Genomic DNA, 26,125 nt, shown 5'->3' with positions numbered 1-26,125 from the left:
GCGGGCGGGGCGCTGACAGGACCGCTCAACCCCTGCGGCGGAAGCGGCGGCGGCAGGGGGGAACCTGTAGCCCCCGACAGAGGCGGAGGGCTGACTGCACCCTGAGGCATGGGCGGGACACCGGTCGCATCGCGCGGCGGAAGCGGCGGCGGCACAGGGTTTCCTGCTCCGGGCATCGGCGGTGGCATCGTCCGTCCGGGTTGCGCGGCACCCGGGAGGGGCGGCGGGCCGGACGGGGTCGCCGCCGCGCCGCCGGGGTCGGCCGCGACGGGAGGGGTCCACTGGCGGGGTTCGGTGGTGTGCGGGGCGGCGTCGCTGCCGGGGAGCGGGGGCGGGCCCGCGGGGTGCTGTGGGGGCTGGTGGTCGTTCATGTGCGCTCACTCGGTGCGGCGGACTCGATGGTCACGCTGTTGCGGTGGAAGGAGTTTCGGGACGCACCGAGTTGTCGGGCGTTCGATCGGGCGGGTGACCGGATTCGGGTACGGCGAACCGACCCGTCGGCGATCATGGGCCGACGGGTGGGCCGGGCGGATCCGGTTGCGGAGGTTGCCGTTACTGCGGGGGCAGCGGCGGCGGGGTGCCCGGCAGCGGCGGCGGCGTCGCGAAGAGGGACTGCAACGCCGGGACGGTGGAGGCCGGGGCCCAGCCCGCCATGCCCTCGGCCCACACATTGGTGTCGCGGGTCAGCTGTCCACCCGAAACGTATTGGCGTAGCTGGTCGATCGGGAACGGGCCCGCGGCCTGGCCGCCATTGTCGAAGTGGAACTGCTGCTGACCCGGCAGCGGCGGCGGGGCCTGCTGCGGCGCGGGCTGGGCGTAGCCGCCCTGCTGGGGCTGGCCGTAGCCGGGCTGCGGCTGCATGCTGCCCTGCATTGCGCCCGCCATCTGCCCGCCGAGAACGACGCCCATGCCGGCCTGCATGGCGGCTCCCATTCCCCCGCCGGGGTTCTGGGCGGCGGCGAGCATGGCGTCGGCGGCCTGCATCTGCTGGTACCGGTTGAGGTCGACATTGTTCATGAACCCGCCGGCCTCGACACCGCGCGCGACGCCGCGGGTCATGGCCTGCTGGATCTCCTCGGGCAGCGAGATGCTCATGGTGACGCCCTCGACCCCGACACCGAAGCCGGACAGTCGCTGGCCCACGAATTCGCGCAGCTTGTCGGACAATTCGACCTGGCGGCCCTGCAGGTCGATGGCGCCCAGCCCGCTGGCCAGCACCATGTCGGAGAACGCGAGTGCGACATTGGCGCGCAGCTGCTCACTGAGCACGTCCGCGTCGACCTCGGCATTGGTGCCGATCATCTGGCGCAGGAAGACCTCGATATCGGTGACCCGCACGTTCGCGGTGCCGTTGGCGCGGATCTGCACCATCCGGAAGTCGGGGTCGCGCACGGTGACGGGCTGCGGTGTGCCCCACCGCATATCGGTGACCGCGCGGGTATTGACGTAGTACACCTCGGACCGGAACGGCGAGTTGAACCCGTGCCGCCACCCCTGCAGGGTGGACATGATCGGCATGTTCTCGGTGGTCAGCGTGTAATGCCCGGGCCCGTACTTGTCGGCGAGCTGCCCCCGATACACGAAGACGGCCTGCTGCCCCTCCCGGACGATCAGCTCCGCGCCGTTCTTGATCTCGTTCTCGTAGCGCGGAAACCGCCAGGCCAACGTGGTCCGGCTGTCATCCAGCCATTCGATGATGTCGACGAATTCGCCGCGGATCATGTCGAACAGGCCCATCGAGCTCTCTTTCCTCCCTCAGGCGCGACCGCAGCCCGCGCCGAGTATGGCACAGGACAGCAACGCGCCGGTCACCGTCAGATGGCTATCGAGCCAACCACGAGCAGTGTTAATGATCCACGAACGACCAAGGCCCGCGCGGACTTTCCCGCACAGGCCATAGCCATCGGCTACCGCTCGCCGCGTGGCTCAGGCGGGCGCGCCGAGCCCTCCACCCGCCACGCCGGCGGTGAACGCGTCCCACTCGCCGGGCGCGAACACCAACGCCGGACCGGTCGGATTCTTGGAGTCCCGGATGCCGACCATGCCCCCGTCGAGGAACGCGACCTCCACACATTCCGAGTTTCCAGAGCTGCGGCTGCTCTTGAACCACTCGGCTTCAGCAAGGTGACGTTCGTTCATCCTCAGGATTCCCTTCTTGCGCACTGCCGCAGCATGTTTCGACTCGTTACCGCATCCATCGCGACGTGCTGGATCGTCGCAAACGCCCGACGGTATTTGCCGACATCTGCCTCTCCCTCAAGGTACATATCGCCGGTGTAGCTCTCGACATAGATGACTGTCGGTTCCGCGACGCCCTTCACGTCCGGCTTGAAGTCGAGCGTTGCGAACGGCCCGACCGGTGTTCCGAGTGGGAATCCCGCCTGGAACGGCACGACGCGAACCGTGATGTTCGGACGAGTGCCGAGGTCGGCCAGATGCCGAAGTTGCGTTGCCATGATCACGTCATTGCCGACTGTGGTGCGCAGGGCCGACTCGTGCAGCACCAGATCGACGGTGATCGGCGACCGCTTACGCGTGATGATCGTCTGCCGCCTCAGCTTCAGGTCGATCCGCCGATCCTGCTCTTCCTCGGAGTCTTTCGGAAAGTAGGTCCGGTTCAGCGAGCGGGCGTAGTCGGCGGTCTGGAACAGCCCTGGAACCAGGTCCGGCCGGTAGATCTCCATCGATCCGGCCTCGGTCTCCATCCGCATATAGACGTCGAAGTTGGCCCGAATGAGGTCGTTGAAACTGTTGTACCAGGTCTTTTCGGCCACCTGCCGGGCGAGTTCGATCATGGCGTCGGTCTTCTCGTCCGGGATCTCGAGGATCTTGCCGAGTTCACGGAGATCGCGATCGAGTATCCGCCCCGGCTCACCCCGCTCCAGCCGGGAGTATTTGCTGTGGCTCCATTGCATCGCAGCCGCTACTTCGGCCTGCGTGAGTAGGGTGTTCTCTTCGCGCTGGCGGCGAATGTACCGCCCGAGCTGCCGACGTGGCAGCGAAGCGCGCGAGTTCTCCTCGGGCATCGCAAACTCCTCGACTCGGTCAGAGTGGCACTGCTCCGATCCCAGAGTGACAGCGCTGCTGGGCTTTTGCGGCTGCTTTACGAGAATCCCTAAATGACAATGTCATAGCCGATCGAGCGGTGGTCTCCTTGACGGACAACGACGACACCCCAGGTAGGTGACGATGTCCAGCAAGAACCCGTGGTCGGTGCAGGCGATCATCGACCGGATCGAACGAGAGAAGCGCCAGGCGGCCGAACCGGCGGCGGAGCAGACCGCTGTGGTCGGTTATGCGGTGCGCGGGCTGTGGTCGTGCTATTCCGATCCCGGCAAACTGACTGCCACGCAAGCGCATATCGCGATGCAACTGCACCTCGGGTGCGGAGTCGGCACCTGCCTGGTGCGGCGGCGGGCGCGCACCGCTTTGGTCTCCGCCGGGCGCATGGTGCTCGACGCACGCGCGGAGCGGTCCTCGGCGACGCCCAAGCGGTCCCTGCTCACTCTGCTCCGGGTGGCCGCAATCGCCTACAGCACACTGTTCTTCGGTGGTCGCCATGCCGTGCGATGACCCGGACCTGGTCGAGATTCAGGTCATCCAGGACGTTCTCGACACCATCGAGGCTCGCCTGCGCGACCGTGAACGCCACGGCTGGCGCTTGATCGTCCCCCGCTCTCGCGTGTACGCGACCGTGCTGCACGCGGTCATCGTCAGCGCCCGCGAATCCCGCCGTCTCCCCGCGACTCTGGACCACGCCGCCATCCTCGACACGATCCTCGACGGCGCCGAGGCCACGGACCCCGACACCGGCCTCCGCCCGATCGAGGACGTCCTCGACCATCACACCGTGCCGATGAACTGAACCGTTCCGGATGACTCCGGATCAGTCCGCGGGGACCTTGACCCCGATTTCGCCTCCGAGGTGGTAGCCGTCGGCCAGACGCAGGTTGTCACCGCTCCAGAACCGGCCCGGGTCGTACCAGTTCGGGCGCTTCTCCGGCAGCAGACCCATGGCCTGGTAGGTCATGGCGACGATCTCCGCGCAGTACGCGTTCTCCAGTCCCGCAGCGGTTTCGGGCGGGTTCGATCGCTTCGCCCGCGGTACCCGGCCGCGCAGCCACCGCCCCGCGAGCGCGGTGGTGGAGGGGAAGGGCATGCCGTCCAGCCTCGCCACCATCCGCAGCGCGGCGTCCTCCATCTCCCGGGTGACCGGCCGATCCAGCTGGCGGATCCACGCCTGCTGCTCATAGACGTTGGCCCAGCGCATGACCGCGGCCCGCAGGTCGTGCAGCTGGGCCCCGCGATGGTTGTTGCCCGACCAGACGTCGGGCAGCGAACGACCGAGCTCGGCATGCCAGATCAGGGCCGGGAGATCATCGATCACCACCGCCATCCCGACATGGTTGACCGGACTGTTGGTCAGTCCCCGAATCGCCCGGTCGGCACCGGAATGCCCCCGAAACAGCCACAGATCACCGGTCCTGGTGAGATCGACCGCTTCATCCAAACCGACACTCGACAGCGCTTCGCGTGACACAACCGCTAGCCTAGGCGCATGCGCTGGTGGAAGTGGCTCGGCCTGGCAGGCGCCGCGGGTGTCGCGGCAACCGGAGTGGTGATCGTGCGCTCCGAACGCAAACGCCGCGCCTACACCCCCGACGAGATCCGCGACCGCCTCCACGCCCGCCTCAACGATCGGCCCGCGGAGGGCTGAGCCCCTGTCGTCCTCGGCCTCGAAGCATCAGAGCAGACAGGGCCGATCCGGGTCGAACACCTCACTGACCTCGCCTCGATCGAGCGTCGCGATGAGGGCGTCGGTGCCATGCTCGATCTTCAGCGCTACCTCGTCCTCATGTAGCGGCACTACGGCGAGAAGGTTGATGGCCGTGCTGGATTCGATGACCCTGGCTTCCGGTTCGACGTCGAGCATCGGAGTCACGACCACACCCGCGAACGGCGTATCCGGGGCATAGGGCTGGACCGGATTGCCGTTCGGTACCAAATGCCATGCGCCGAGCCACGTCTCGCGTTCGTGCGGGAACCGAGCCAAATACTTCAGCACATGGACCGGCCACGACCCGCCGTCCTCCTCCAACGGCCAATCCGCGGGCAGGCCGATCATCAACTCGGCGAAGGGGCTCACCCCCTCCGGTACCCGCATCGGCCGTCCGCTCATCCCCTCGGTGACCAGCGTCCGGTACGGTCGCCGTTCCGTCGGCCCCACCACGAGCACATGCACGCGATCCGCCATGCCGACCTCGTGCATCACGAACTCGATCGGCCCGAAGTGCTGTTCGACATGACGTTCGATGGCTTCGTCGTGCTCCACGACAGCGAGCCTACGGTGCCGGCCACGAGTGTCCGGCAGTGCGTCGAATTGCCGGCGCCCATGCTTCGTCGCGGTGTGGGCACACTGGCGAGTGTCAACACGGGCAAGTGACTTAGAGACTTTTCAGCAAACCAGTTTTCTGATGTTAACGTAACGCTCACGGCCCAATTGACCTGTCATGTGCAACTGACAGCAACCATCTGGCGCCGCCCTAGTCGCGACCTGGAGGAGTAGAACCCAGATGCTGGCATCCATCGCCCGCTCGGCAGCAGTAGCCGCACTCGCAGTCCCCCTGCTGACCCTCGCGGCCCCGTCCGCCTCCGCGGCCGAGCCCGCCGCCCCGGCCCCCGCCCAGCCCGCGGCGCTGCAGAACATCGACGCCCCCTACATCTCGATCAACATCTGCCTCCACATCCCGACCCCCGGCTCCGCCACCCTGGACTGGTGCTGGCCGTAACCCCGACAGCCACACCACGGACGGCCCGCTCGGCTTGGATCGAGCGGGCCGCCGCCATTCCTGAACCCCGCAGCGGCCGGAGCGCCTGGATAGCCTTCGAAGGCATTGATAGGGCGAATGAGCCGCAGCGGGAATGAGTTCCGTGCCGGTGCCTGCCCCCAGGTTCAGCGCTTCTCGGCGCGCGAGTAGTGCCCCTGCCGCATGAGGTCGAGCAATTCGGCGGGCAGGTCGGTGACCGGGTGGGCGTAGGCGGCGGCGAGGTCGACAGGCGTGGTGATGTGGACCGACCAGCCGTGGCGTGACAGCCAGTCGCCTGGATCGGCGCGGGCGTCGTCGTACAGGAGGTCACTGACGTCCAGGTCGCCGAAGGGGTTGCTGCCGAAGAACTTCTCCTCCGTATCGGCGAAGTGTTGCGGGTCCAAGCCGCGACTGAAGTCGTCGGAGGCCACACTGCTGCCGGGCGCGGACAGCGCGTCGATGCGTTCGAACAAGGCGTCGTGCGCGGGACCCGGCAGGAACGGCAACAGCCCCTCGGCCGACCACACGGTCGGCTGACCCGGATCGAATCCGGCGGCGACGAGCGCAGCCGGCCAATCGTCGCGCAGATCGACCGCCACCACGCGGCGATCAGCCTTCGCCACGGCACCGTGCTCGGCGAGGACCCGGTCCTTGAACTCCAGCACCCGGGGCTGATCGATCTCGAAGACGACCGCGCCCGCGGGCCAATCCAGCCGGTACGCCCGCGCATCCAGACCGGACGCCAGGATCACCGCCTGCCGCACACCCCGCTGAAACGCCGCGGCGAAGAACTCGTCGAAGAACCTCGTCCGAACACCCATGAAATGCCCGAACCGCCTGACCTCGCCCACCGACTCCGGGTCGGCCAGCATGTCGGCGAAGTGCGATTCACCGGCCGCTTCGACGAACCACGCCGCGTAGTCGTCGCGGATCATCGGCTCGGGATCGGCCGTCTCGAGTGCGCGAAACGCGGCGACGCCCAGGGCGGTCAGGCCCACGCTCGTCACTATGTCCCAGCTATCCCCTTCGGTTCGCATCAAGGTCACCCCACTGGTGTCAGAGATCGTCCGGGTTATGTCGAGCGGAGCCAAACGCCCGAGTGTCAACCCAGTCGATTCTGCGCCGATACGGAAGCTCCGGCAACCAACCAGACACCTTCGTCGCCAAGTCCGGCGCGTATGCACGCGACATCCCTTTGCGGCACGAAGATGAGGCCAACGACAATCTGGGGATCAACCCGGGATTCTCCGCCACATTCCCGAACAGCCGTCAGTTCTGACTTTCAGCAATGTTCAGGCATCCTCGACGATGGGAAGTCTGCCGCATCTCCGGCCCGGGTGAATTCTGTATCGAACCGCACCGGGCCCCGATAGCGAACACCACCCGGACCAGGCGGCCGGGTGGTGTCGATGCGGCGCGTCGGAGCGCGTTCGCCGTTCAGCGCGAATCCCTACTTGCGGCCGGTGAATTCGTCCATCGAGTGGTAGACGCCCACCGTGTTGAGATAGAAGTCGCGCAGCTTCAGCGGGAGGAGGCCGGAGATGGCGCGATTGAGGCGGGAGGTCCAGGGGAGGACGACCAGGGCCGAGCCCTTCTTCATCTCGGTCCAGGAGGTGTCGACCACTTCCTCCTGCTCGAGGATCGGGGTGAACCAGAAACCCTTGGCGCCGTCGAACATTCCGGTGTTGATGTAGGTCGGGCACACCGTGGTGAACTTGACGTGGTCGGTGCCGGACTGCTCGAGTTCCAGGCGGACCGAGTCCGACCAGCCCAGGGCCGCCCACTTGGAGGCGGCGTACACGCTCATGCGCGGGTTGGAGACCAGGCCCGCGGAGGAGGCGATGTTCAGCACGCGCGCCTCGACGCCGGTGTTGGCGACCATGGCGGGCAGGAACTCGAGGGTGATGTACATGGGGGCCAGCGAGTTGATCGCCATCGTCTTGTCGATGTCGGCCTTGTTCGCGGTCTCCCAGAAGTAGCCGTTGCCGCGCACGATGCCGGCATTGTTGACCAGCACGTCGATGCCGCCGGCCTCGGCGCGCACGGCCGCGCCCGCCTCGGCGATGGCGTCACGGTCGGACACGTCCACCACGTAATGGTGAATCCGGCTGCCGCCCAAGGCCGCCAGCTCGGCAGCGGTCTCCTTCAGCGCCGTCTCGTTGACGTCCCACAACACCACGTCGGCGGCCTGCTCGGCCACCGCGCGCCGCGCGAACGACTTGCCCAGACCCATGGCGGCCCCGGTGACCAGGACCTTCTTACCGGCTACGGACTTCATACCCCTCTGTACCCCTGTCGAATGGTCGGCGGAATCACTTCTGCCGCAGTGTCTTCATGACGTTCAGGTAGAGCGTCATGGTCTTGGCCCACAGTTGCTCCGACATGCCCGGCAGCGGCGCGATGGGCAGCACCCGCTGCACCGCGATGGTCTGGGTGTCGATGTACTTCAGCAGGCCCTCGGGTCCGTGGCGGCGGCCGGTGCCGGAGATGCCGAGTCCGCCCGACGGCGCGGCGACCGAACCCCAGGCGGCGATGAAGCCCTCGTTCACATTGACCGATCCGGCGTTGACCCGGGCGGCCACCTCGCGACCGCGGGCGGTATCGCGGCTCCACACGCTGGCGTTGAGGCCGTAGGCGGTGTCGTTGGCCTGCGCGACGGCCTCGTCGTCGCTGTGCACGCGGTACAGCGATACGACCGGTCCGAAGGTCTCCTCGCGGTAGACCGTCATGCCTTCGCGCACGCCCTCGAGGATGGTGGGCTCGTAGAAGTACGGGCCCAGGTCCGGGCGCGCCTTGCCGCCGGCGAGGACGGTCGCGCCCTGGGCGACGGCGTCATCGACATGCTTGGCGACATTGTCGATCTGGCGCGGGAAGGTCAGCGACCCGATCTCGTAGCCGAAATCGAGGGTCTTGCCGAGCGTCAAATCCTTGGTGTGTCCGACGAATTCGCGGACGAACTGGTCGTACACCTTGTCGTGCACGTAGATTCGCTCGATCGACTCGCACAGCTGCCCGGCGGAGGCGAAGCAGGCGCGCACCGCGATCTTGGCGGCCGCGGAGACATCGGCATCCTCGAGCACCAGCAGCGGGTTCTTGCCGCCCAGTTCGAGCGAGTAGCCGATCAGCCGCTCCCCCGCCTGCTGGGCGATGGTTCGGCCGGTGGCGCTGGACCCGGTGTAGTCGACGTAGTCGGCGCGCGCGATGACCTCGGTGCCGACGACCGCGCCACGCCCGAGCACGGCCTGCCACAGCCCCTTGGGCAGGCCCGCCCGCTCAGCGATGTCGATGGCCCACAGCAGGGTCAGAGCGGTCTGATTGTCCGGCCGCCCGATGACGGCGTTACCGGCGAGCAACGCCGGCAGCGCGTCGGAGGCGCCCAGCGCGAGCGGATAGTTCCACGGCGAGATGACCGCGACCACGCCCTTGGGCCGGTTGCGCACCTCCACCTGGGTCAGCACCGGCATCACGCCGCGCGGCTTGCGGTGCGCCAGAATCGATTTGCCCTCGGCGGCGTAGTAGCGGGAGTTCACCGCGACATCGGACACCTCGTCGAAGGCGTGTACCCGGGACTTGCCGGTCTCGAGCTGGACGATGTCGAGGATGGTGTCCTGCTCGGCCAGCACCAGATCGTGGATGCGGCGCAGCAGCGCGGCCCGCTCCCCGACCGGCACCTTCGCCCATTCGGCCTGCGCGGCGCGCGCGGTGGCGAAAGCGGCCTCGATATCGGTGACCGAGGATTGCGGCAGGTCGGCGATCTTGGCGCCGGTGGCGGGCGCGAACACCTCGACCGAGGGCGCACCACCCGCGACGGCATGGCCGAGCAGGCGCTGGACCAGGTCAAAAGGCAGCGCATCGGCGGCGGCGAGCTGCGGGGCAGTCGTCATTGGTCGCCCTCTCGAAGAGTCGTATCCGGTGGAGCTCACTATTAACTGAACACCAGTGTTACATGAACACCAGTGTTAGATTAATAGACGTGACGCATGCGATGTCAAGCCCTCCGGCGGACAAGGCCACCCCCGCCCGCCGCGGCCGCCCCCCGCAGACGGAACAGCAGGCCGACCAGGTGCGCGCCCGCATCGTGCTGGCAACCACCGAGGTGTTCGCCGCGCACGGGTCCCGCGGGCTGAGCGTGGCCCGCATCATCGAGCAGGCCGGGATCGCGCGGCCGACCTTCTACCGGTATTTCGCGAATGCCACCGAGCCCCTGCACGCGGTGCTCACCGTCTCCAACGACGACCTCGTCGGCGGTATCCGATCGGCCCTGGAACGGACCGAGGAGCCGGTCGAGCTCGGCATCAACATGATCGAGGCGTATCTGCACTGGGCGGGCGGGCACGGCTCGATGCTGGCGCCGTTGTTCGCCGAACTGCACGATCCGAGCTCACCGGTGTCGGAGTATCGGAATCGGGTGGTCGACGACATCCGGGTTCTGGTGCGCAACAAGATCACCGGGCTGGGCCGGCCCGCCCCCACGGACCTCGAACTCGATACCGCGCTGCACACCTGCGAATACGTCGTCTTCCGCATCTCGGCTGCCGCCCCACACGGCGAACCCGACCAGGCCACCATCGATGCCGCCCGGCTGACCATGATTCGCGGCGTACTCACCATGCTCGGCACCCGCCAGGACGTGGAGTACGCGCTCACCGTTCCCGGGCTGTTCGAATCAGCCTGAGCAGGGCCAGGCCGTGCGATCGCCCGGACCGGCGATCGAATGACGTACGAACTGAACGGATTCGAGTCGGTTCAGTGTGCGCCGAGGTGGGCTTCGATGAGTTTGACCGCGGTGCCCGCGCCGTCCTCCTGGGCGATCCGTTCCGCCAGCCGGGTGGCGTTGTCGCGGTAGAAGCTGTCGGTGGTCATCGCGTGCAGGGCGGAGACCAGGCCGTCGACCGAGAGTTGCTGCTGCGCGATGGTCGCCGGGCTGACGCCGAGTTCCCGCATCCGCCGCGCCCAGAAGCCCTGGTCCGCCTGGCCGGGGACGGCGGCGAACGGCATGCCCGCGCGCAGGCTGGCCGAGGAGGTCCCGGCGCCACCGTGGTGAATCGCGGCGGCGACCTGCGGGAACAGCCAGTCGTAAGGCACGCTGCCGATGGTCATGACGTCGTCACCACTGATGTCGAGATTCATCCAGCCCGTCTGCACGAGTGCGCGGCCGCCGAACCGCCGCAGCGTCTCGTTCAGCAGCTCCGAGAATTCGGCGCGACGATCGCGACCTTCGGTGGTGCTGCCGAATCCGACGAACACCGGGGGCGGTCCGGCTTCGAGGAAGTCCACGAGTTCGGTGGGCGGCTCCCAGTCGAGAGGCCGCGGCGGCCACCAATAGCCGGTGACCTCGAGCCCCGGACGCCAGTCCGCGGGCCGCGGCGACACACTCGGCGAATAGCCGTGCAGCACGGGCCATTCCGACGCGGTGCGCCGTCGCCGCAACTCGCGGGCGGACACCTTCGGCAGCCCCAGGTCCCGCCGGAAGTCGGCGACCGGCCCGCGATAGACGGTGTCGAACACCCACGCCCCGACATTGGCCGTCAGCCGATTCCGGAACCCCCCGAAGTCCTTGTCCCCGACCAGACTCGGCGGATGCTGCGTGGTCGCCGACAATGGGAACAGCCGCAATCCGATCGCCGGAATCCCCTTCGCCTCGGCGAGCTGGAATCCCGAGAACTCGGTGATCGGACTGAGCAGCAGCGCATCCATCGGCTCGTCGATCAGCGCCTCGATCAACCCGTTCCCCAGGAACCGCTGCCCCTCCGGCCAGGCCAGCTTCTCCGGCACCACCAAATCCTCGTGCCCGCTCAGATCGACATTGAACGGATCCGACTCGTCCACTTTGACGTCGGCCCCCATCAGCCGAAATTCGAGCCCCGCCTCGCTGATCAACTCCCGGAACAAACAATGCGCGGCAACCACCACCTCATGCCCCGCATCCCGCAACCGCAACGCCACATCCAGCAATGGCGCCACATCCCCCCGGGTCCCCATCGCCGCAATAACCAACTTGCTCACGCGTCAACTCCTGCCCGACGAGACCCGATCGACTTCACCCCTCGAATATCGAATGCGCACTCCCACTTGGCAACTGATCGAACGCCCCAGTCATGCGTGCACGCGGAACCCACCACCACCGGCCCGTCCACCGCCCACCGCCGGTACCCCTGGCGGGGGTATCCGCACACAGAGACCATCCTGGAAATCCGCTGGCCGGGCTCGCGGTGCCGGATTCACAATCCAGCGGTGGCAGTCACGGAGAGGGCGGGCCGGATTCCGATCCGAGTGCAGGCGACCGGATGGGGCCTGTTGTCGTGGGTGTTGTTCGCCGGCTCGGGTCCGTTGGCCAAGGCCATGATGGTGGCCGGCTGGAGCCCGGCGGCGGTGACGTCGGCGCGAATCGTCCTGGCGGCGGTGCTGCTGGTGCCGGTTGTGGCCTGGTTTCGTCCGCACGCGCTCCGGTTCTCGCGGTCGGATCTCTGGCTACCGGTCGCGTATGGACTGCTCGGTGTCGGGGGCGTTCAGCTGTTGTTCTTCGTCGCGGTGGCCGAAATCCCGGTCGGGGTGGCGATCGTTCTCGTCAACCTCGCCCCCGCATTCGTCGCACTGTGGATGCGGACCGCCCGGGGTGCGCGCCTGCGCGGGTCGGTCTGGGTGGGAATCGGATTCGCCATTGCCGGATTGGCCGTTGTCGCCCAACCTTGGCAGTCCGCCGGGCTGAATATCGTCGGCCTCACGGCGGGCCTCGGTTCGGCGATGTGCTCGGCCGCCTACTTTCTGCTCGGTGAATACGGCGCCCGCCGAACCGACCCGTCCGGGCTCACCGCGACCGGACTGGCCGTCGGAGCTGTCGCGGTCACCGTGATCGCCCCGCCGTGGGCGTTCCCTCCCGGCCTGCTCACAGCCCCGATCGCACTCGGCGACCGGCAGCTGCCCGCGTGGCTGGTCCTGCTGATCCTCGCCGCCTTCGGCACCGCCGTGCCCTACCTGGCCGGGCTCCGAGCCCTGCGCGAGCTGTCTCCGATCGCGGCCAGCGTGCTCGCCGTGGTGGAGCCTCTGGCCGCCGCTGTCCTGGCGTGGCTGCTCCTGGGCCAGTCCCTCCACCCGGCCCAGGTCATCGGCGCGGTCATCATGCTGATCGGCGCGACAGCGGTGCAGGTCGGCGGTGTCAGTGGAGGAGTTGTTCGGCGATCGACCGGACTCGGGCGCGGGTGATGCCGGTTCGGTGCTCGACGGCGAGGGGGTGGTCGGTGGGTTCGAGTTCGAGCAGGGGGCGGGTTCCGAGTGGCTGGGTGTGGAGTTTGGTTTTCAGGTTGATGGTGGTGGGGGCGTAGATCGGGATTTGGGTGGAGAGCCAGCCGAAATAGGGTGGTTCGTCGACTCGGGCGGGGTCGTTCCATAGTTCGGACATGCGGTGGAAGTTCTGTTCGCTGACGGAAATCCAGACGCCCCAGACGAATTCGTCGTCGCTGTCCAGGATGGGCAGGATGATGCGGGCGCGGACGAAGAAGTGCTCGCCGGCGATGACGCACTGCTCTTCACCCAGAACACTGCCGGGCGCTTCGGCCACTTCGTCGTTCCAATAGGCCGGGGCGGGAAACGCGAAGCTGAGCGGCGGGCCGTCGTGGAGTTCATCGCAGCTGGTGCAGGTGAAAGTTGAGCTGGTCACAACGGCAGCGTAGGCGCGGTCAGCCGATCGGTTGACGAGAGCCTCGACTGGATGGCGGTGGGAGAAGGAGCCGGTGCACCGATTCGGGGGTGGGTGGGGGTGCGGAGCATGGGAGGGGAGGCAATTCGGTCGACGGATGGAGCAGTGGTGATGAGGACCTCGTGGTGGCGTGGTCGTGCTCGGGGAGTCCGGGTCGGGGTGGCGGTGGTGGCCGGGGCGGTGCTCGTCGCCGCCTGCTCGGCCGAGCCGGGGGCGAAGGATGGCGCGGAGACTGGTCAGCAGACGCAGAACGGATCGGTGATGATGTCCGACAACAATGGTTCGGGGCCGGCCGGCATGCCGGTGGAGCAGGCGAACAAGGCTTTGCTCAGGGCGTCCAAGGGCGGGGACGCGGACGGAGTTCGGGCCGCGTTGAATCAGAAGGCGCAGGTGGAGACTCGGGATGGGTCCGGGCGGACGCCATTGATGATCGCTGTGCTGGATGACAATCTGCCGGTGGCCAAGGTGCTGATGGAATTCGAGGCGGATCCGGACGCCAAGGACGATCGCGGGGAGAGTCCCTGGGTGAATACCGGGGTCACCGGCAGTGTCGCGATGATGGAATTGCTGCTGCCCGCGCAGCCGGATTTGACGTTGCGGAATCGGTTCGGCGGGAACGCGCTGATTCCGGCCGCGGAGAAGGGGCATCTCGACTACGTGCGAGAAGTGTTGCGGCAGACCGATATCGACATCGATCACGTGAACGATCTCGGTTGGACCGCACTCCTCGAAGCCGTCTACTACGGCAATGGCAGTGCCGTGTATCGCGATATCGTCCGGGCGCTGGTGGACAATGGCGCGAACGTCTCGATTCGTGATGCCAAGGGGCGCACGGCTTATGACCACGCGGTGCGGCGCGGGTTCAGTGAGATCGCGGCGATGGTGAAACCCACGTGACCCCGAGCGGCTAGGCGCGTTCGAAGTGGATGGCGGGGTCGGTGATCTTGCCGAAGCGCAGGGCGGGGAGATCGCGGAGGTAGTTCATGTGCAGTTTCCACGGGGCGCGGGTGCCCTGCTTGGGGAGGATGTCGAGGGAGCGCAGGACGTAGCCCGGCTCGAAATCGAGGAAGGGGGCCGGGCCGACGGCGGGGTCGCGGATCGGGGTGGCCTTGGTGTAGCCCTCGGCATCCATGTGGCGGAGCAGACGGACGACGTATTCGCACACCAGGTCCGCCTTCAACGTCCAGGAGGCGTTGGTGTAGCCGATGATGAAGGCGAAATTGGGGATGCCCGAGAGCATCATCGCCTTGTAGGCCATGGTGTCGGGCAGGTTGACGTCGTGGCCGTCCACAGCGAGGGCGATGCCGCCGAAGGGGATCAGGTTGAGGCCGGTGGCGGTGATGACGATATCGGCGTCGAGGTCGCGGCCCGATTCGAGGCGCACGCCGGTTTCGGTGAAGGTGGCGATGCGGTCGGTGACCAGGTCGAGCTTGCCCTGGCGGATGGCGCGGAAGAAGTCGCCGTTGGGTGACAGGCACAAGCGCTGGTCCCACGGCTTGTAGCTGGGGTTGAAGTGGGTGTCGATGTCGAAACCCTCGGGGAGCCAGCGTTGCTGCCAGCCGCGGATCCAGGCCCGCATGCGGGTCGGATAGCGTTGCGACAGTTGGTACATCGCGGTGCTCAGGGCGACGTTCTTGGCGCGGGCCACCGCGTACGCGGCGCGGGCGGGCAGGAACTTGCGGGCGCGGTCGGCCAGGCCGTCGCGAGCGGGCAGGGAGATGATGTAGGACGGCGACCGTTGCAGCATGGTCACGTGCGCGCCCTGCTCGACCAGCGCGGGACCGAGGGTGACGGCGGTGGCGCCCGAGCCGATGATGACGACGTGTTGGCCTTCCACGTCGACCGACTCCGGCCAATGCTGCGGATGGATGATCGGGCCCGGAAAGCGTTCGGTGCCCGGGAAATCCGGGGTGTAGCCCTCGTCGTAGCGGTAGTAGCCCGAGCAGCTGAACAGGAAGTCCGCGGTCAGGGTGACCGGTTCCCCGTCGTGGTCGGCGGTCACGGTCCAGCGGTTGCGCGGCGAGAACCATTCGGCCCGCACCACCCGATGCCGGTATCGGATGTGGCGGTCGATGTCGTTCTCGGCGGCGGTGTCGCGCAGGTAAGCCAGAATGTCGTCGCCGTCGGCGATGGCCTTCTCCCCCAGCCACGGACGGAATCGATAGCCGAGGGTGAACATATCGGAGTCGGAGCGAATGCCCGGATAGCGGAACAGGTCCCAGGTGCCGCCGCTGGCCTCCCGTGCCTCCAACACGGCGTAGGTGCGCCCGGGAAAGGCGCGCTGCACATGGTAGGCGGCATCGATGCCGGATAACCCGGCCCCGACAATGAGCATGTCGACGTGCTCCGGCGTAGTGGCCATTCCCCCAGCGTATTCTTCACGCCGCGGGCGCAGTGCCCGATGCCGCTACGAACGCGACAAGAATTCGCCGATCACGCCCGCCACCCGGTCCGGCGCTCCCTTGTCGATGCCGAAGTGGTCCAGTCCGGGCACGGTGACGCGCTCGCACCGCGGGATCACCGAGGCGAGCAGCTCCTGGTCGGAGGCGGTCCATGCCCGCCGGTCCTTGTCCCCGTCGACGAGCAGCACCTCGGCGCTGATCTCCGCGTAATTCCGATACGTATTGTCGAACCGCGCGTACTGCCGATGTTCGACGAGATTCTGCGGCAACTGCGCGATGACCTCGTCTTTCTCGGGCGCTTTCATCATGACCGGCATCATGCGCCGGAACATCCACCGCGGTGTATTCCGGACGGCATCCGGCCCGATGGCCCGCAGGAACTCGATGAAGGCCTCGAGGGGTTTGCCCTGGGCGAGGTATTTCTCGTAGGCGTCCATCCATCCCAGCGGCATGGACCCGTTCACCGACAGTCCCGGCTCGTACACCGCGACCTTCGCGATCCCCGTGTTCTGCCGCGCCGTCTCGAGCGCCACGAATCCCCCGTAGCTGTGCCCGACCAGAAACGCCGCGCCCGTCTTGTCCTGGAGCGCTCGCACATCCGCGCAATCGTCCTCGACCCCGTGCCCGGGGCGCTGGGGCCCGCTCTCCCCGTGCCCCCGCCGCTCGATGGTGTGCACGGTGAACTCGCTGGCCAGGGCTGTCGCGAACTGCTCGTACCCGCTCGCGAGGGCCAGCACTCCCGGAACCACGATCACCGCGGGCCCGCTGCCCCTGCTCAGGTACGCGATCCGGGTCCCGTCCTCCGACACCACGGAGTCCGTGCTCGGTTCAGCTTCGAAATCGACCATCACAAGCCCTCCCCTCGTCGGGCCGCCCTGCTCAGAAGGACCACGGCGACAGCGGCATCGAGCACCGCCCACGCTACGCCGCCCCGGCCGCCACGCCCACGCCCGGCAGAACTTCGCACCCCCGCAGCGTGTCCCGGCCCCGGATCACTCCCGATTACGCAGGCCGCTCGCACGCAGGACGCGGCGGGCGATGCCCGACCGGATCGATTCCTCGGTCCCGAGGATCCGGACGTGCTTCCGGGCCCGGGTCACAGCCGTGTACAGCAGCTCTCGCGTCAACAGCGTCGATTCGGGGCCGGGCAGCACCGTCGACACGGTGTCGTACTGACTGCCCTGGCTGCGGTGAATCGTCATGGCGTACACGGTGGTCACCCCGGGGAACTGGGTCGGATGCACCAGGTACGGCTCGGTGCCGCGCTGCAGCGCCGCACGCAGCGTCCCGTCGGGCGCGCGCACGATGACACCGGTGTCGCCGTTGTAGATCCGCGCCTCGTGGTCGTTGGCGGTGACCAGCAGCGGCTGCCCCGGATACCAGTGCCCGGCACCGGGATCGGCGCTGATCCCCGCCCCGATCACCCAGCCCGCGGCCAGCCGGTCCCAGCGTTCGACACCGGCCGGGCCCTGCCGGTGCGCACACAGCAGACGATGCGATTCGAGGGCGGTGAGAGCTGCGGTTGCGTCTCCCGTCAGCGCCGCGTCGGTGGCTTCGCGGGCGGCCCGCAGCACATCCGCGCGCACGCCGGCGATGTCGTCGGGCGCGTGCAGCGACAGTTCGTCACCGCCATCGGCGAGCAGGGCCAGCGCCCCGTCGGCGTCACCCGCGCGAATGGCGACCGCCAGCTCCGCGATCCGCCCTCCGAAGCGGCGACCGCGCGTCAATCGGACGATGCCGCCGCGCAGCCGTTCCCGTTCCCGCCCGGACAGCGCGTCCGGATGCGCGGCCGTCGCCTGCAAGTCCCCGCCGAGGATCCGTTCGAGCGCCGGATTCGCCTGTCCCGGAACAGGTCCGGCCACCAGGTCGGCGAGCACCGCGCCCGCGTCGACCGATGCCAGCTGGTCCGGGTCGCCGACCAGGACGAGCCGCGCGTCCGGGCGGACCGCGGGCAGCAGTCGGCTCATCATGGTCAGCGACACCATGGAGGTCTCGTCCACCACGATCACGTCGTACGGCAGCCGATTGAACTCGTTGTGCTTGAACCGCCCCGCGCCTCCACGCTGCCAGCCCAGCAGCCGGTGCAGGGTGGCGGCGGTCAGCTCGGGCAGGCCGATCTCCCCGGCCTGCTCACGCACCGCCTCCTGCATGCGCGCGGCGGCCTTGCCGGTCGGGGCGGCCAGCGCGATACGCAGCGCGGGCGCGCCCGGCACGGCCTGCTGATGCGCCACCAGCAGCGCCAGCACCCGAGCGATCGTGTGAGTCTTGCCCGTACCCGGCCCGCCCGCGACCACCGTTGTCCACTGCGTGGTGGCCAGCGCGGCCGCCAAACGTTGCCGGTCGGGCGGTTCGCCGGGCCCGCTGTGATCCGGGAACAGTCGATCCAGTTCGCGGCGCACCAGTTCCGCGTCCACCATCGGGTGGGAGGCGGCCCGCTCGGTGAGCACCCGCCGGATGGTCTCCTCCTGCCGGTAGTACCGGTCGAGGTAGAGCAGCGGACCTGTATCGCCGCCCGAGTGCGCCCCGGTGCCACCGCCGCGTGGGCCGGAGTCACCACCGCCACGCGAGCCGGAGTCCCTACCGCCGGACGGGTCGATGAGCCGCAGCGGGCGCAGCGGCCCGGCCGGGCTTCCGGTCACCAGCGGGCTCACCCGCAGGGCCGCGATCACCCTGTCCACGTCCGGCCAGGGTAGTGTGGCCGGATCGATGGCTGATTCCTCGGTGTCCTGAGCGTCCACGCCGATCTCGTGCATGCGCCGCACTTCCAGGCACACCGACCCCGAGCGCACGGCGCGCACGGCCAGCGCGGTCGCGAACACGACCGCCTCGGACCGTTCCCCGCCGAGCCGCGCCAGCCGCAACGCCACGTGCACGTCCGCCGCCGACAGCACCCCGGCGGTATTGAACACCTGCAGCAGCCCGGTGCCGCGCTGCGCCAACTGAATCGAGGTCATCGCACCACTCCCGTGTCACCGGCGAGCAGCGCCGACAGGTCCTCCACCAGGGCGGCGGGCGGATGCCAGTCGAATACGCCGCAGCCGTCCGGGGTGTCGGGCCCGATCATGCCGCGCACGAACAGGTACCGGATGCCGCCCAGGTGTCGCGCCGGATCGTAGCCGGGCAGCCGCCACCGCAGATATCGGTGCAGCGCAACCGAATACAGAATCGCCTGCAGCGGGTAGTGCGAGCGCATCATCTCCGCCGCCATGCGCTCGCGGGTGTAGTGCGCCACCGTGAGATCACCGACGCCGAGCCGGTTGGTCTTGTAGTCGACGACCAGGAATCGCGGCCCGGCCGTCCGCAACACGGCGTCGATACTGCCGGTCAGGTACCCGCGCAACGGGGTGTCGTCCAGGTGCGCGAGCTGATCGGCGTAGGGCGCGAACACGTCGTCGGCGGGCAGGTGCCGACGCAGCAGATCGGCGATACGCGGCACGGTCACCCGCGCTGCGACCGGATCGTCGCCGCCGGCGAGCGGCAGTTCGAAATCGAGTTCGCTCAACCGATCCCGCGCCGAGAACCCGGCGAGCGTCCCGTCCCCGATCGGCGTGTGCATGACCGCCAGCAGCGCCCCCGACAACACGTCGGGGTCCGCGTCGAACATCTGCTCGTTCACCGCGTGCAGGCAGCGGGCCCGGATCTCGGCGGCCAGGTCGGCGGCGTCGGTGTCGACGTACTCCAGGACCTCGTGCACCAGGGTGCCGAACTCCGCGCCGTAGGGCAGCGAATTCATCAGCGAGGGCGCGGCTCCCGCGAACGCGCTCAGATCGTCGGCGAGCACAGCCGGATCAGCCGGTTCGTCGGAGACACCGCCGCCCTCGGGCAGATCGGCGGCGGGCAGAGCGTCGTGCGCGCCCGCGGTCAACGCCGAATAGGACGTCCGCCGCCACGCCTGATCCAGCACCCGGTCGAAGCGGGCCGCGGCCAATGGCTCGGAGGCCGTGGCCGTGTCGTCGTGCGGCAGCCGGGCACGGGCGATCTCCCGCACCGGCTCGACGGCGATGACCCCGGGTTCCGCGGTCGACGCCCACTCCCGGATCCGTTCCAGCACTACCGAATCCGCGGGCACCGGCACCTTGTCCGCGACGGCGGGGCTGCCCGGTTCGCGCCCCAGCAGCATGCGGTGCAGCGGCGCGGTCTGGGTGTCGTAGGCCGGCGCCCACCACGCCACAACCTGCGCGCCCGCCCGTGTCAACGCCACGTAGAGCAGCCGCAGTTCCTCGGCCTGCTCCTCGGTTTCGGCGCGCAGACGCCGGGAGTTGTAGCCCGGAGCTTCGGAGCCGCCCACATCGAGGACGCGGCGACCCTGCTCGTCATGGAACAGCAGCGTCGGCGGATTGCGCAGCTTCGCGGCGTCCCACGCGAAAGGCAGGTACACGACCGGGAATTCGAGCCCCTTGCTGGCGTGCACGGTCGCCACCTGCACGGCTGCGGCGTCGCGATCCAGCCGACGGCTCCGATCGGCGACGCTCCCGGAGGCCGGATCGCGCACGCGGTCGGCCAGCCACCTGGTCAGCGCGGACAGTCCCAGACCCTCACGCAAGGCCGCGTCGTCGAGCAGCTGCGCGATCTGCCGCAGGTCGGTGAGCTGCCGTTCCCCGCCTTCGAGAGCCAGCAGACGCGGCGCCAATCGGGTTTCGGCACTGAGCTTCTCGGCGACCGCCGCGAACCCGGCGCGGGCGAACAGCCGGGCCGCGTCGCGCAGATCCGCACTGAGCCGACCCACCAGATCGGGTCCCCCGGCGTCGATCTCGGCCGCGCTCACCCCGAGCAGCACCGTCCCGGCCGCCAGCCGCACGCGGTCCCCGCGATGCGGCTGCTCCACCGCCCGCAGCACCCACAGCCATTCGGTGGCCGCGGGCGTCCCGAACACGCTCGCGCCGCCGGCCAGCACCGAGGCGACCCCGGCCGCCTCCAGCTCGGTCCGCACCATCTCCAGTTGCGCGCGATTGCGGACCAGCACCGCGATATCGCCGGGCCCGATGCCCCTTTCGCGGGGAGTCCCGGCATCGATGCGCACCCCGGACCCGAGCAGCCCGACGATATCGGCGGCCACATCGATGGCCACCCGCTCCCGCTGCCGGCCCACCGCTGGATACCCGGACTTGTTGAGCGGTCCGGCCCCACTGCGCGGCAGGCACCGCAGCCGCAGCGGCGTCACCCGCTCGGGCGCACCCGACAGCCGTGAGAACGGGCGCGTCGCCGCCACCCGGTGCACGGTGATCTCCTTGTGCCCCAGGGCCGCACCGCCGTGCACGTGCTCGAGGGCGGCCAGCAGCCCCGCGTCACTGCGCCGGTTGGTGGTCAGTTCCCGCTTGCTGTCGGCGTGCGCCACCGCGTCCAGGTAGCTGAGCACCTCCGCGCCGCGGAAGGCGTAGATCGCCTGCTTCGGGTCGCCGACCAGCACGAGGGTGGCGTGCCCGTGGAAGGCGCGGCGCAGGATGTCCCACTGCAGCGGGTCGGTGTCCTGGAATTCGTCGACCAGCGCCACCCGATACCGGTCCCGGATCCGCCGGCAGGCGCGCGGGCCGTGCTCGGGGTCGGCGAGCACCTCGTGCAGCAGGACCAGCAGGTCGTCGAAGTCCCGCAGTCCCGAAAGCCGTTTGCGGCGAGCGGTTTCCACCCGCACCGCCGACGCGAACGCCACCCGCTCGGCCGCCGGATCGTCGTCGCCCTCGGCCTCCGGCATCAGCAGCGCGTGCGGGTCGCCGACCGCGGCCGTGGCCAGTCGCTGCGCGTCGGCGGGACCGAACACCGATCCGCCGCGCGCGTACCGGCTCAGATACAGGTCGTCGGCGACCGTGGACACCACATCGGCGACGCTCTCGACCAGCCGCACCCCCGGGTCCTGCTCCCCCGCCAGCCCCAGCTCGTCGAGCATCCGCTGACAGAAGCTGTGGGTCGTGGCGATGGTTCCCGCGTCGAAGTCCGAGAGCGCCGTCAGCAGCCGCTCCCGCCTGGTCGCGATCTCGCCCGGGTTGCCCTGTGCCAGATGCCGGATCAGCTCGTCGTTCGACGCGAGCGCCCGCTCCGGTTCGGCCAGCGCGGCCGCCACCGCGACGAATCGATCCCGGGTGCGCTCCCGCAATTCCTGGGTCGCCGCCCGGCTGAACGTCACCAGCAGCAGCTCCGAGACATCCACGCCCAGCTCGGCGACGAATCGAACCGCCAATCCGACGATGGCGTACGTCTTTCCGGTGCCCGCACTCGCTTCGAGGACGGTCGTCCCCGTCGGCAGCGGCCCGGTCAGCTCGAACCGGTTCGCCGAATCCGCGAAAGCCCCTGATGCGGCGGTGGTTCCGGACGCGCCGTCCCCGGACACCGTTCCCTGCGCTGATCGCGATGCCGCCGAACCGTCGTCCCACAACCCTTGTCCCGCGGAGTCATCACCCGAGCGCAGCGAGACGCTCGCACCGGTGGTATCCGAATCGTGGCGCGCCCCGGACGGATCGGCAGGCTGCGACTCCTGCCGACCGGTCGCCTCGGGAGCGGCGGCCCACAGCCCCTGCGGCCCGCCGGAATCGGCCGCCTCGGCGACCGTTTCGCGCGCGTCGGCGCCCGAGTCCAGCCCACCCAGCGGTGTCGGTTCGGCCGTGTCGAACAGATCCGGGGCGCCGGAATCAGCCGGCGCGCCCTCCGGACGCCGCGGTTCTTCCACCGCCGGGTCCGCCCGCAGCAGCCTTCGCCGCGCGGGGCGCGGGGCCAGATCCGGATCGGTGAACGAGAACAGGTCGTCGGTCATGCGGGGCTCCCGGGGACGGTCACGGGCAGGAGAGTCCTCCTCGGGGTGGTCATGGCTGACCCTGATTCTCGTTGGTCAGCAGGGGATTCCAGAGACGACGCGCCAGCTCACCGAAACGGGTCGGTTCGGATTCGACTCCCGGCAGCGCGGGCGCGGCGGCCTCGGTCAGCTGATCGAACCGCGGCGACCGGCCCAGAATGTGCCGGAAGTAGCGGTCGGTGTGTTCACCGAAGCGATCGTCGAAGTCCTGGCTCGCCGCATGCAGCGCGTCCTCGGGCGACGCGCCCGCGAGACGGCGCTCGGCATAGGTGGCCGACGCCGACGGCGCGATCGGCAGAGGTTCGGTGAGGCCCTCGTCGCGCAACAACGCCAGTTCCCGCAACAGACCCCGCGCCAGGGGGGCGGGCGGCGCGGTGAGCGTCGACTGCCAGGCCGGACGATGGTGCTTCCCGCGCCCGATGGTGATGGCGCGCCACGACTGATGGGTCCCGGTGGCGGCCAGCGCCAGCAGGCGAATCCACGCCGCCATCCGATGCTTCGGGGCCAACCGCGAGAACGTCGTGCGCAGCAGCGCGTCGTCGTGGACGTCGGGCACGGTGCCGGTCAGACGACGCCCGTCACCCAGATCCACCGCGATATCGATGGTGCGCGACGGGATCTCGTGCAACGGACGCGCCACCCGCACCAGCTGGTCGACGGTCCCCTCGACCTCGTCGAGCACGGCCGCGCCCATCCCGAACGGCGGCAGCGTCCCACGCCGCCACTCCGCGGCCCGCAACACCGTGGGATCCACGCCGGTGAGCCGCGCCGACAGCATGCGCTCGCCCATATTCCACTTGGTCAGCCCGTCGAGTTCGATGGGGAGCCGGTCGGCGATCTCCTCCTCGTCCTCGGGCACGCGAATTCCCAAGCGCTGCCACAGGAATGCCCGCACCGGATGCTCGGCGAAGGACACCAGATCGGCCAGCTCCACATCCCCGGGCTCGCGGCCCGGCAGCGTGGTCGGCAGGAACAGTGGCCGCGGCTCCGGTGCACGACCCGCCGCCACCGCACCCGCCAGCGCGACGGTGTCGAAACTGAACGGATTCTCCGGCCGGAAGTTGCGGCGATCGAAGGGCTGCAACGGATGCCGCGTCACCACCTGATCCATCGCCCCCGCGCCGATGTGCGCGCGCACGGTGTCGAGCAGCTCGGCCAGCGGGATCGCGGGCGGTCGGTGCGCGCCGGAGACCGGATCGGATCCGGTGTGCAGCAACACCAGTCGCTCCCCCGCCGCCATGATGGCGTCCAGCAGCAGCTGCCGGTCCTCGCTGCGCGGATCCCGATCCCCCGGGCATCGGTGCCGTGCCAGCACATCGTCCCCGTCCACGCCGCCCGCGCGCGGGAACACCTCGTCGTCGAGACCCAGCAGCACCACCACTCGGTGCGGCACCGACCGCATCGGCACCATGGTGCACACCGTGAGCTCCCCGGTGCGGAAGTTGGCGCGCGAGGGCCGACCGGCCAGCCGCGCCGTGAGCAGCGCGCCGATATCACTGAGCCGCAAGGGAATCGAACCGGCCGGTTCCAGCGCCGTCGCCAGTTCGCGACGCGCCTGCACCGCCATCCAGCCCTGACCCGACGGCACCTCCGTCAGCAGATCCAGGGCGCGCCCCAGCACCGCGGCCCATTCCGACGCGGGCCGCGCGCTGCCCGCGGGCTCGTCCAGGGTGGAGCCGCGCAGGTCGCGCAGGCACACCGCGAGCCGGTCCACGAATTCGGCGAACCGGCCGCCCAGGTCGATGTCATTGCTGTCCACGTCGTCCAGCGGCAGCACCAGATCCAGCCAGTCCTCACTGGATTCGCCCGCCGCGACCCCGAGCAGGATCCGGTCGACCGCCGCATTGAGCGTGTTCTGCGGGAAGTCGCCCAGCCCGAACGCCTGCCGCTGCCGCTGCCCGATCCCCCAGCGCGCCCCGGTCTCGGCCGCCCATTCCCGCAGCCGCTCGATATCGTCGTCGTCGAATCCGCAGCGCACCCGAACCGGTTCGGTCGCACACAGATCCAGCGCCTCGGTCACGGTGACGCGGCCGTCGGCCAGCTCCAGCAGCGTGCCCACCACATCCAGCACCGGATTGACCGCGCGCTGGGCGCGATCGGCCAGCCGCACCCGCAGCCCGTGCGCGGGATGCCCCGGCTCGGCCCCGTCGAGGGACCACTGTCCGAACGCCGCCCGCACCAGCGGCGCGTAGCTCTCCACGTCGGGGCACAGCACGATGACGTCGCGCGGTTCCAGCGTCGGATCGGCGGCGAACACGCTCAGCAGCGCGTCACGCAGCACCTCCACCTGCCGAGACGGCCCGTGGCAGGAGTGCACGGTGACCGTCCCGTCCACCAGGCCCGGGTCGGGCATGAGCGACCAGCGGTCCTGACGCACCGCGGCCTGCAGCTCCGACAGCAGCGTGCGCGGCCCGATCTCGTCCGGTCCCGGGTGATAGGTGTCGATGTGGTCGTAGCCCGCCAGCCGCTCCTGCAGCTCCCGCACATCCCGGCCCAGCGCCGCGAGCAGCGGATGCCGGACGCGCACGGCGGAATTCGGGATCACCTCGGCGTCGGCGAGCTTGGTCCACAGCGCCGGGCTGGGGTGCACCAACCACAAGTGCACCTGCCGACCGGTCGACAGCGCCGACAGCACCTCCAGCTGATCGGTGGTCAGCCGTGTCACTCCGAACAGCGAAATCCGTTCCGGCACCGAGACGATCGACGGCTCGGCCCGCAGCCGGGCGCACGCCGCCGCCAGCCGCTCGGCGGGACTGGGCACCCCGACCACGCCGCGCACCCGCCGCCACAGCATCGCCTGCCACACCAGATCCGCCGGGAGCGCGTGCCCCGCGCCGTCGGTGTCGCCGCCCGCGGCCCACTCGGTGATCATGGCCGGGCGCTGGGTGCCGTAGCTGTCGAACAGCGCCGCGATCCGCGCCGCCGTCGCGTACCGGCGTCCCACCCGGTACCCGCCCGCGTCGCCGTGGCCGAGGTGGCGCGCGAGCACCGCGCTCCAGGGTTCGGACAGCACGTCGTCGAGGACCGGCAACAAGGTCCAGACCAGTCGCTCCGGCGACCACGGATCCTGCTCCGGATCCACTCCCGTCGCCTCGGCGAGGACCGCCGACACCAGCGCCGCCGGATCCGCGAAGTCGATATTGGCCGAGATCCCGTCGGTACCGAGCCCACCAGCCGCACCGGGGTCGGGGTCACCACCCGCGCCGAGTACCGTGGCCAGCCGCTGTGTGAGCCAGCGCTCGATCCCCTTGGCGGGAACCGCGACGACTTCCGGGGTGAACGGATCGCCGAGCGGTTCGATCAGCAGCCCGGCGAGCGCGTCGGCGAGCGTGTCCGCTCGTTCCGCCCGGTGAATGTGCACGACCTGTGTTTATACAGTCGGCGAACGACATGCAAACACCGAGCTGCGCGGCTCGCCGGGTGACACCTGCCACATGCC

Annotated in this window: 22 protein-coding genes; 7 read left to right on the top strand and 15 right to left on the bottom strand. The window is 69.2% G+C overall.

Annotation, left to right across the window (positions count from 1 at the left end; translation table 11 throughout):
- Positions 1 to 552: 552 nt before the first annotated feature.
- The 3 genes from ACFYTS_RS15390 to ACFYTS_RS15380 form a co-directional block, all read right to left on the bottom strand.
- Entirely contained in the window at positions 553 to 1,737 is a 1,185-nt protein-coding gene (locus tag ACFYTS_RS15390; protein WP_379103840.1) for an SPFH domain-containing protein, read from the bottom strand.
- A 189-nt stretch (positions 1,738 to 1,926) separates the two neighbouring features.
- Complete coding sequence (locus tag ACFYTS_RS15385; protein WP_379277075.1) at positions 1,927 to 2,139, bottom strand: DUF397 domain-containing protein; 213 nt, start codon at positions 2,137 to 2,139, stop codon at positions 1,927 to 1,929.
- 2 nt (positions 2,140 to 2,141) lie between these two features.
- Complete coding sequence (locus tag ACFYTS_RS15380) at positions 2,142 to 3,026, bottom strand: helix-turn-helix domain-containing protein (RefSeq protein ID WP_387304588.1); 885 nt, start codon at positions 3,024 to 3,026, stop codon at positions 2,142 to 2,144.
- A gap of 163 nt (positions 3,027 to 3,189) precedes the next feature.
- Here ACFYTS_RS15380 and ACFYTS_RS15375 point away from each other — a divergent pair, with 163 nt between their 5' ends.
- Entirely contained in the window at positions 3,190 to 3,573 is a 384-nt protein-coding gene (locus ACFYTS_RS15375; protein WP_357277196.1) for a hypothetical protein, read from the top strand.
- Complete coding sequence (locus ACFYTS_RS15370; protein WP_387304586.1) at positions 3,551 to 3,865, top strand: hypothetical protein; 315 nt, start codon at positions 3,551 to 3,553, stop codon at positions 3,863 to 3,865. The genes ACFYTS_RS15375 and ACFYTS_RS15370 overlap by 23 nt, the downstream gene beginning before the upstream one ends.
- 21 nt (positions 3,866 to 3,886) lie before the next feature.
- On the opposite strand, the gene ACFYTS_RS15365 is transcribed toward ACFYTS_RS15370, so the two are convergent.
- Positions 3,887 to 4,540 carry a hypothetical protein gene (locus ACFYTS_RS15365; protein WP_357277201.1) on the bottom strand — a complete coding sequence of 218 codons (654 nt, stop codon included), beginning with the start codon at positions 4,538 to 4,540 and terminating at the stop codon, positions 3,887 to 3,889.
- An 18-nt stretch (positions 4,541 to 4,558) separates the two neighbouring features.
- Between ACFYTS_RS15365 and ACFYTS_RS15360 the strand changes: the two genes are divergently transcribed.
- A complete protein-coding gene (locus tag ACFYTS_RS15360; protein WP_357277203.1) occupies positions 4,559 to 4,717 on the top strand; it encodes a hypothetical protein in 159 nt (52 codons plus the stop codon).
- A 27-nt stretch (positions 4,718 to 4,744) separates the two neighbouring features.
- On the opposite strand, the gene ACFYTS_RS15355 is transcribed toward ACFYTS_RS15360, so the two are convergent.
- The gene (locus ACFYTS_RS15355) at positions 4,745 to 5,332 is read right to left on the bottom strand and encodes a suppressor of fused domain protein (protein ID WP_357277205.1); all 588 of its coding nucleotides are present in this window, start codon (positions 5,330 to 5,332) and stop codon (positions 4,745 to 4,747) included.
- 241 nt (positions 5,333 to 5,573) lie between these two features.
- Here ACFYTS_RS15355 and ACFYTS_RS15350 point away from each other — a divergent pair, with 241 nt between their 5' ends.
- Positions 5,574 to 5,789 carry a hypothetical protein gene (locus ACFYTS_RS15350; RefSeq protein WP_357277208.1) on the top strand — a complete coding sequence of 72 codons (216 nt, stop codon included), beginning with the start codon at positions 5,574 to 5,576 and terminating at the stop codon, positions 5,787 to 5,789.
- Between the two features lie 164 nt (positions 5,790 to 5,953).
- Here the strand turns inward: ACFYTS_RS15350 and ACFYTS_RS15345 are convergent, their stop codons facing one another.
- The 3 genes from ACFYTS_RS15345 to ACFYTS_RS15335 form a co-directional block, all read right to left on the bottom strand.
- Complete coding sequence (locus ACFYTS_RS15345; RefSeq protein ID WP_357277210.1) at positions 5,954 to 6,844, bottom strand: SAM-dependent methyltransferase; 891 nt, start codon at positions 6,842 to 6,844, stop codon at positions 5,954 to 5,956.
- 413 nt (positions 6,845 to 7,257) lie between these two features.
- Positions 7,258 to 8,085 (bottom strand): SDR family NAD(P)-dependent oxidoreductase, encoded by an 828-nt coding sequence (locus ACFYTS_RS15340; protein WP_387304580.1) that lies wholly within the window; start codon positions 8,083 to 8,085, stop codon positions 7,258 to 7,260.
- 34 nt (positions 8,086 to 8,119) lie between these two features.
- Positions 8,120 to 9,691, bottom strand: a complete 1,572-nt coding sequence (locus ACFYTS_RS15335) for a succinic semialdehyde dehydrogenase (protein ID WP_387304578.1) — start codon at positions 9,689 to 9,691, stop codon at positions 8,120 to 8,122.
- An 89-nt stretch (positions 9,692 to 9,780) separates the two neighbouring features.
- On the opposite strand from ACFYTS_RS15335, the gene ACFYTS_RS15330 reads away from it, so the two are divergent.
- Entirely contained in the window at positions 9,781 to 10,482 is a 702-nt protein-coding gene (locus ACFYTS_RS15330; RefSeq protein WP_387304575.1) for a TetR/AcrR family transcriptional regulator, read from the top strand.
- 71 nt (positions 10,483 to 10,553) lie between these two features.
- Here the strand turns inward: ACFYTS_RS15330 and ACFYTS_RS15325 are convergent, their stop codons facing one another.
- A complete protein-coding gene (locus ACFYTS_RS15325; protein ID WP_387304573.1) occupies positions 10,554 to 11,813 on the bottom strand; it encodes a glycosyltransferase in 1,260 nt (419 codons plus the stop codon).
- 228 nt (positions 11,814 to 12,041) lie between these two features.
- Here ACFYTS_RS15325 and ACFYTS_RS15320 point away from each other — a divergent pair, with 228 nt between their 5' ends.
- The gene (locus tag ACFYTS_RS15320) at positions 12,042 to 13,010 is read left to right on the top strand and encodes a DMT family transporter (protein ID WP_387304570.1); all 969 of its coding nucleotides are present in this window, start codon (positions 12,042 to 12,044) and stop codon (positions 13,008 to 13,010) included.
- Here ACFYTS_RS15320 and ACFYTS_RS15315 read toward each other — a convergent pair.
- Positions 12,964 to 13,464: a DUF2199 domain-containing protein gene (locus ACFYTS_RS15315; protein ID WP_387304568.1), complete on the bottom strand. Its 501-nt coding sequence runs from the start codon at positions 13,462 to 13,464 to the stop codon at positions 12,964 to 12,966. The genes ACFYTS_RS15320 and ACFYTS_RS15315 overlap by 47 nt on opposite strands.
- A 198-nt stretch (positions 13,465 to 13,662) precedes the next feature.
- Here ACFYTS_RS15315 and ACFYTS_RS15310 point away from each other — a divergent pair, with 198 nt between their 5' ends.
- Positions 13,663 to 14,400 carry an ankyrin repeat domain-containing protein gene (locus tag ACFYTS_RS15310; protein ID WP_387304566.1) on the top strand — a complete coding sequence of 246 codons (738 nt, stop codon included), beginning with the start codon at positions 13,663 to 13,665 and terminating at the stop codon, positions 14,398 to 14,400.
- 10 nt (positions 14,401 to 14,410) lie between these two features.
- Here the strand turns inward: ACFYTS_RS15310 and ACFYTS_RS15305 are convergent, their stop codons facing one another.
- The 5 genes from ACFYTS_RS15305 to recC all read right to left on the bottom strand — a co-directional run bounded on the left by ACFYTS_RS15305 (position 14,411) and on the right by recC (position 26,047).
- Complete coding sequence (locus ACFYTS_RS15305) at positions 14,411 to 15,865, bottom strand: flavin-containing monooxygenase (RefSeq protein WP_387304563.1); 1,455 nt, start codon at positions 15,863 to 15,865, stop codon at positions 14,411 to 14,413.
- Between the two features lie 45 nt (positions 15,866 to 15,910).
- The gene (locus ACFYTS_RS15300; protein ID WP_387304560.1) at positions 15,911 to 16,753 is read right to left on the bottom strand and encodes an alpha/beta fold hydrolase; all 843 of its coding nucleotides are present in this window, start codon (positions 16,751 to 16,753) and stop codon (positions 15,911 to 15,913) included.
- Between the two features lie 144 nt (positions 16,754 to 16,897).
- Positions 16,898 to 18,859 (bottom strand): exodeoxyribonuclease V subunit alpha, encoded by a 1,962-nt coding sequence (recD, locus tag ACFYTS_RS15295; RefSeq protein WP_387304557.1) that lies wholly within the window; start codon positions 18,857 to 18,859, stop codon positions 16,898 to 16,900.
- Positions 18,856 to 22,647 (bottom strand): UvrD-helicase domain-containing protein, encoded by a 3,792-nt coding sequence (locus ACFYTS_RS15290; protein WP_387304554.1) that lies wholly within the window; start codon positions 22,645 to 22,647, stop codon positions 18,856 to 18,858. Before ACFYTS_RS15290 ends, recD begins: the two co-directional genes overlap by 4 nt.
- Positions 22,648 to 22,696: 49 nt before the next feature.
- A complete protein-coding gene (gene recC, locus ACFYTS_RS15285) occupies positions 22,697 to 26,047 on the bottom strand; it encodes an exodeoxyribonuclease V subunit gamma (RefSeq protein ID WP_387304551.1) in 3,351 nt (1,116 codons plus the stop codon).
- Between the last annotated feature and the right edge of the window lie 78 nt (positions 26,048 to 26,125).

Source organism: Nocardia sp. NPDC004151, assembly GCF_042874235.1.
Taxonomy (GTDB): Bacteria; Actinomycetota; Actinomycetes; order Mycobacteriales; family Mycobacteriaceae; genus Nocardia.
Note: the sequence above shows the minus strand (reverse complement) of the source record. Positions and strands in the feature narration are given on the sequence as shown.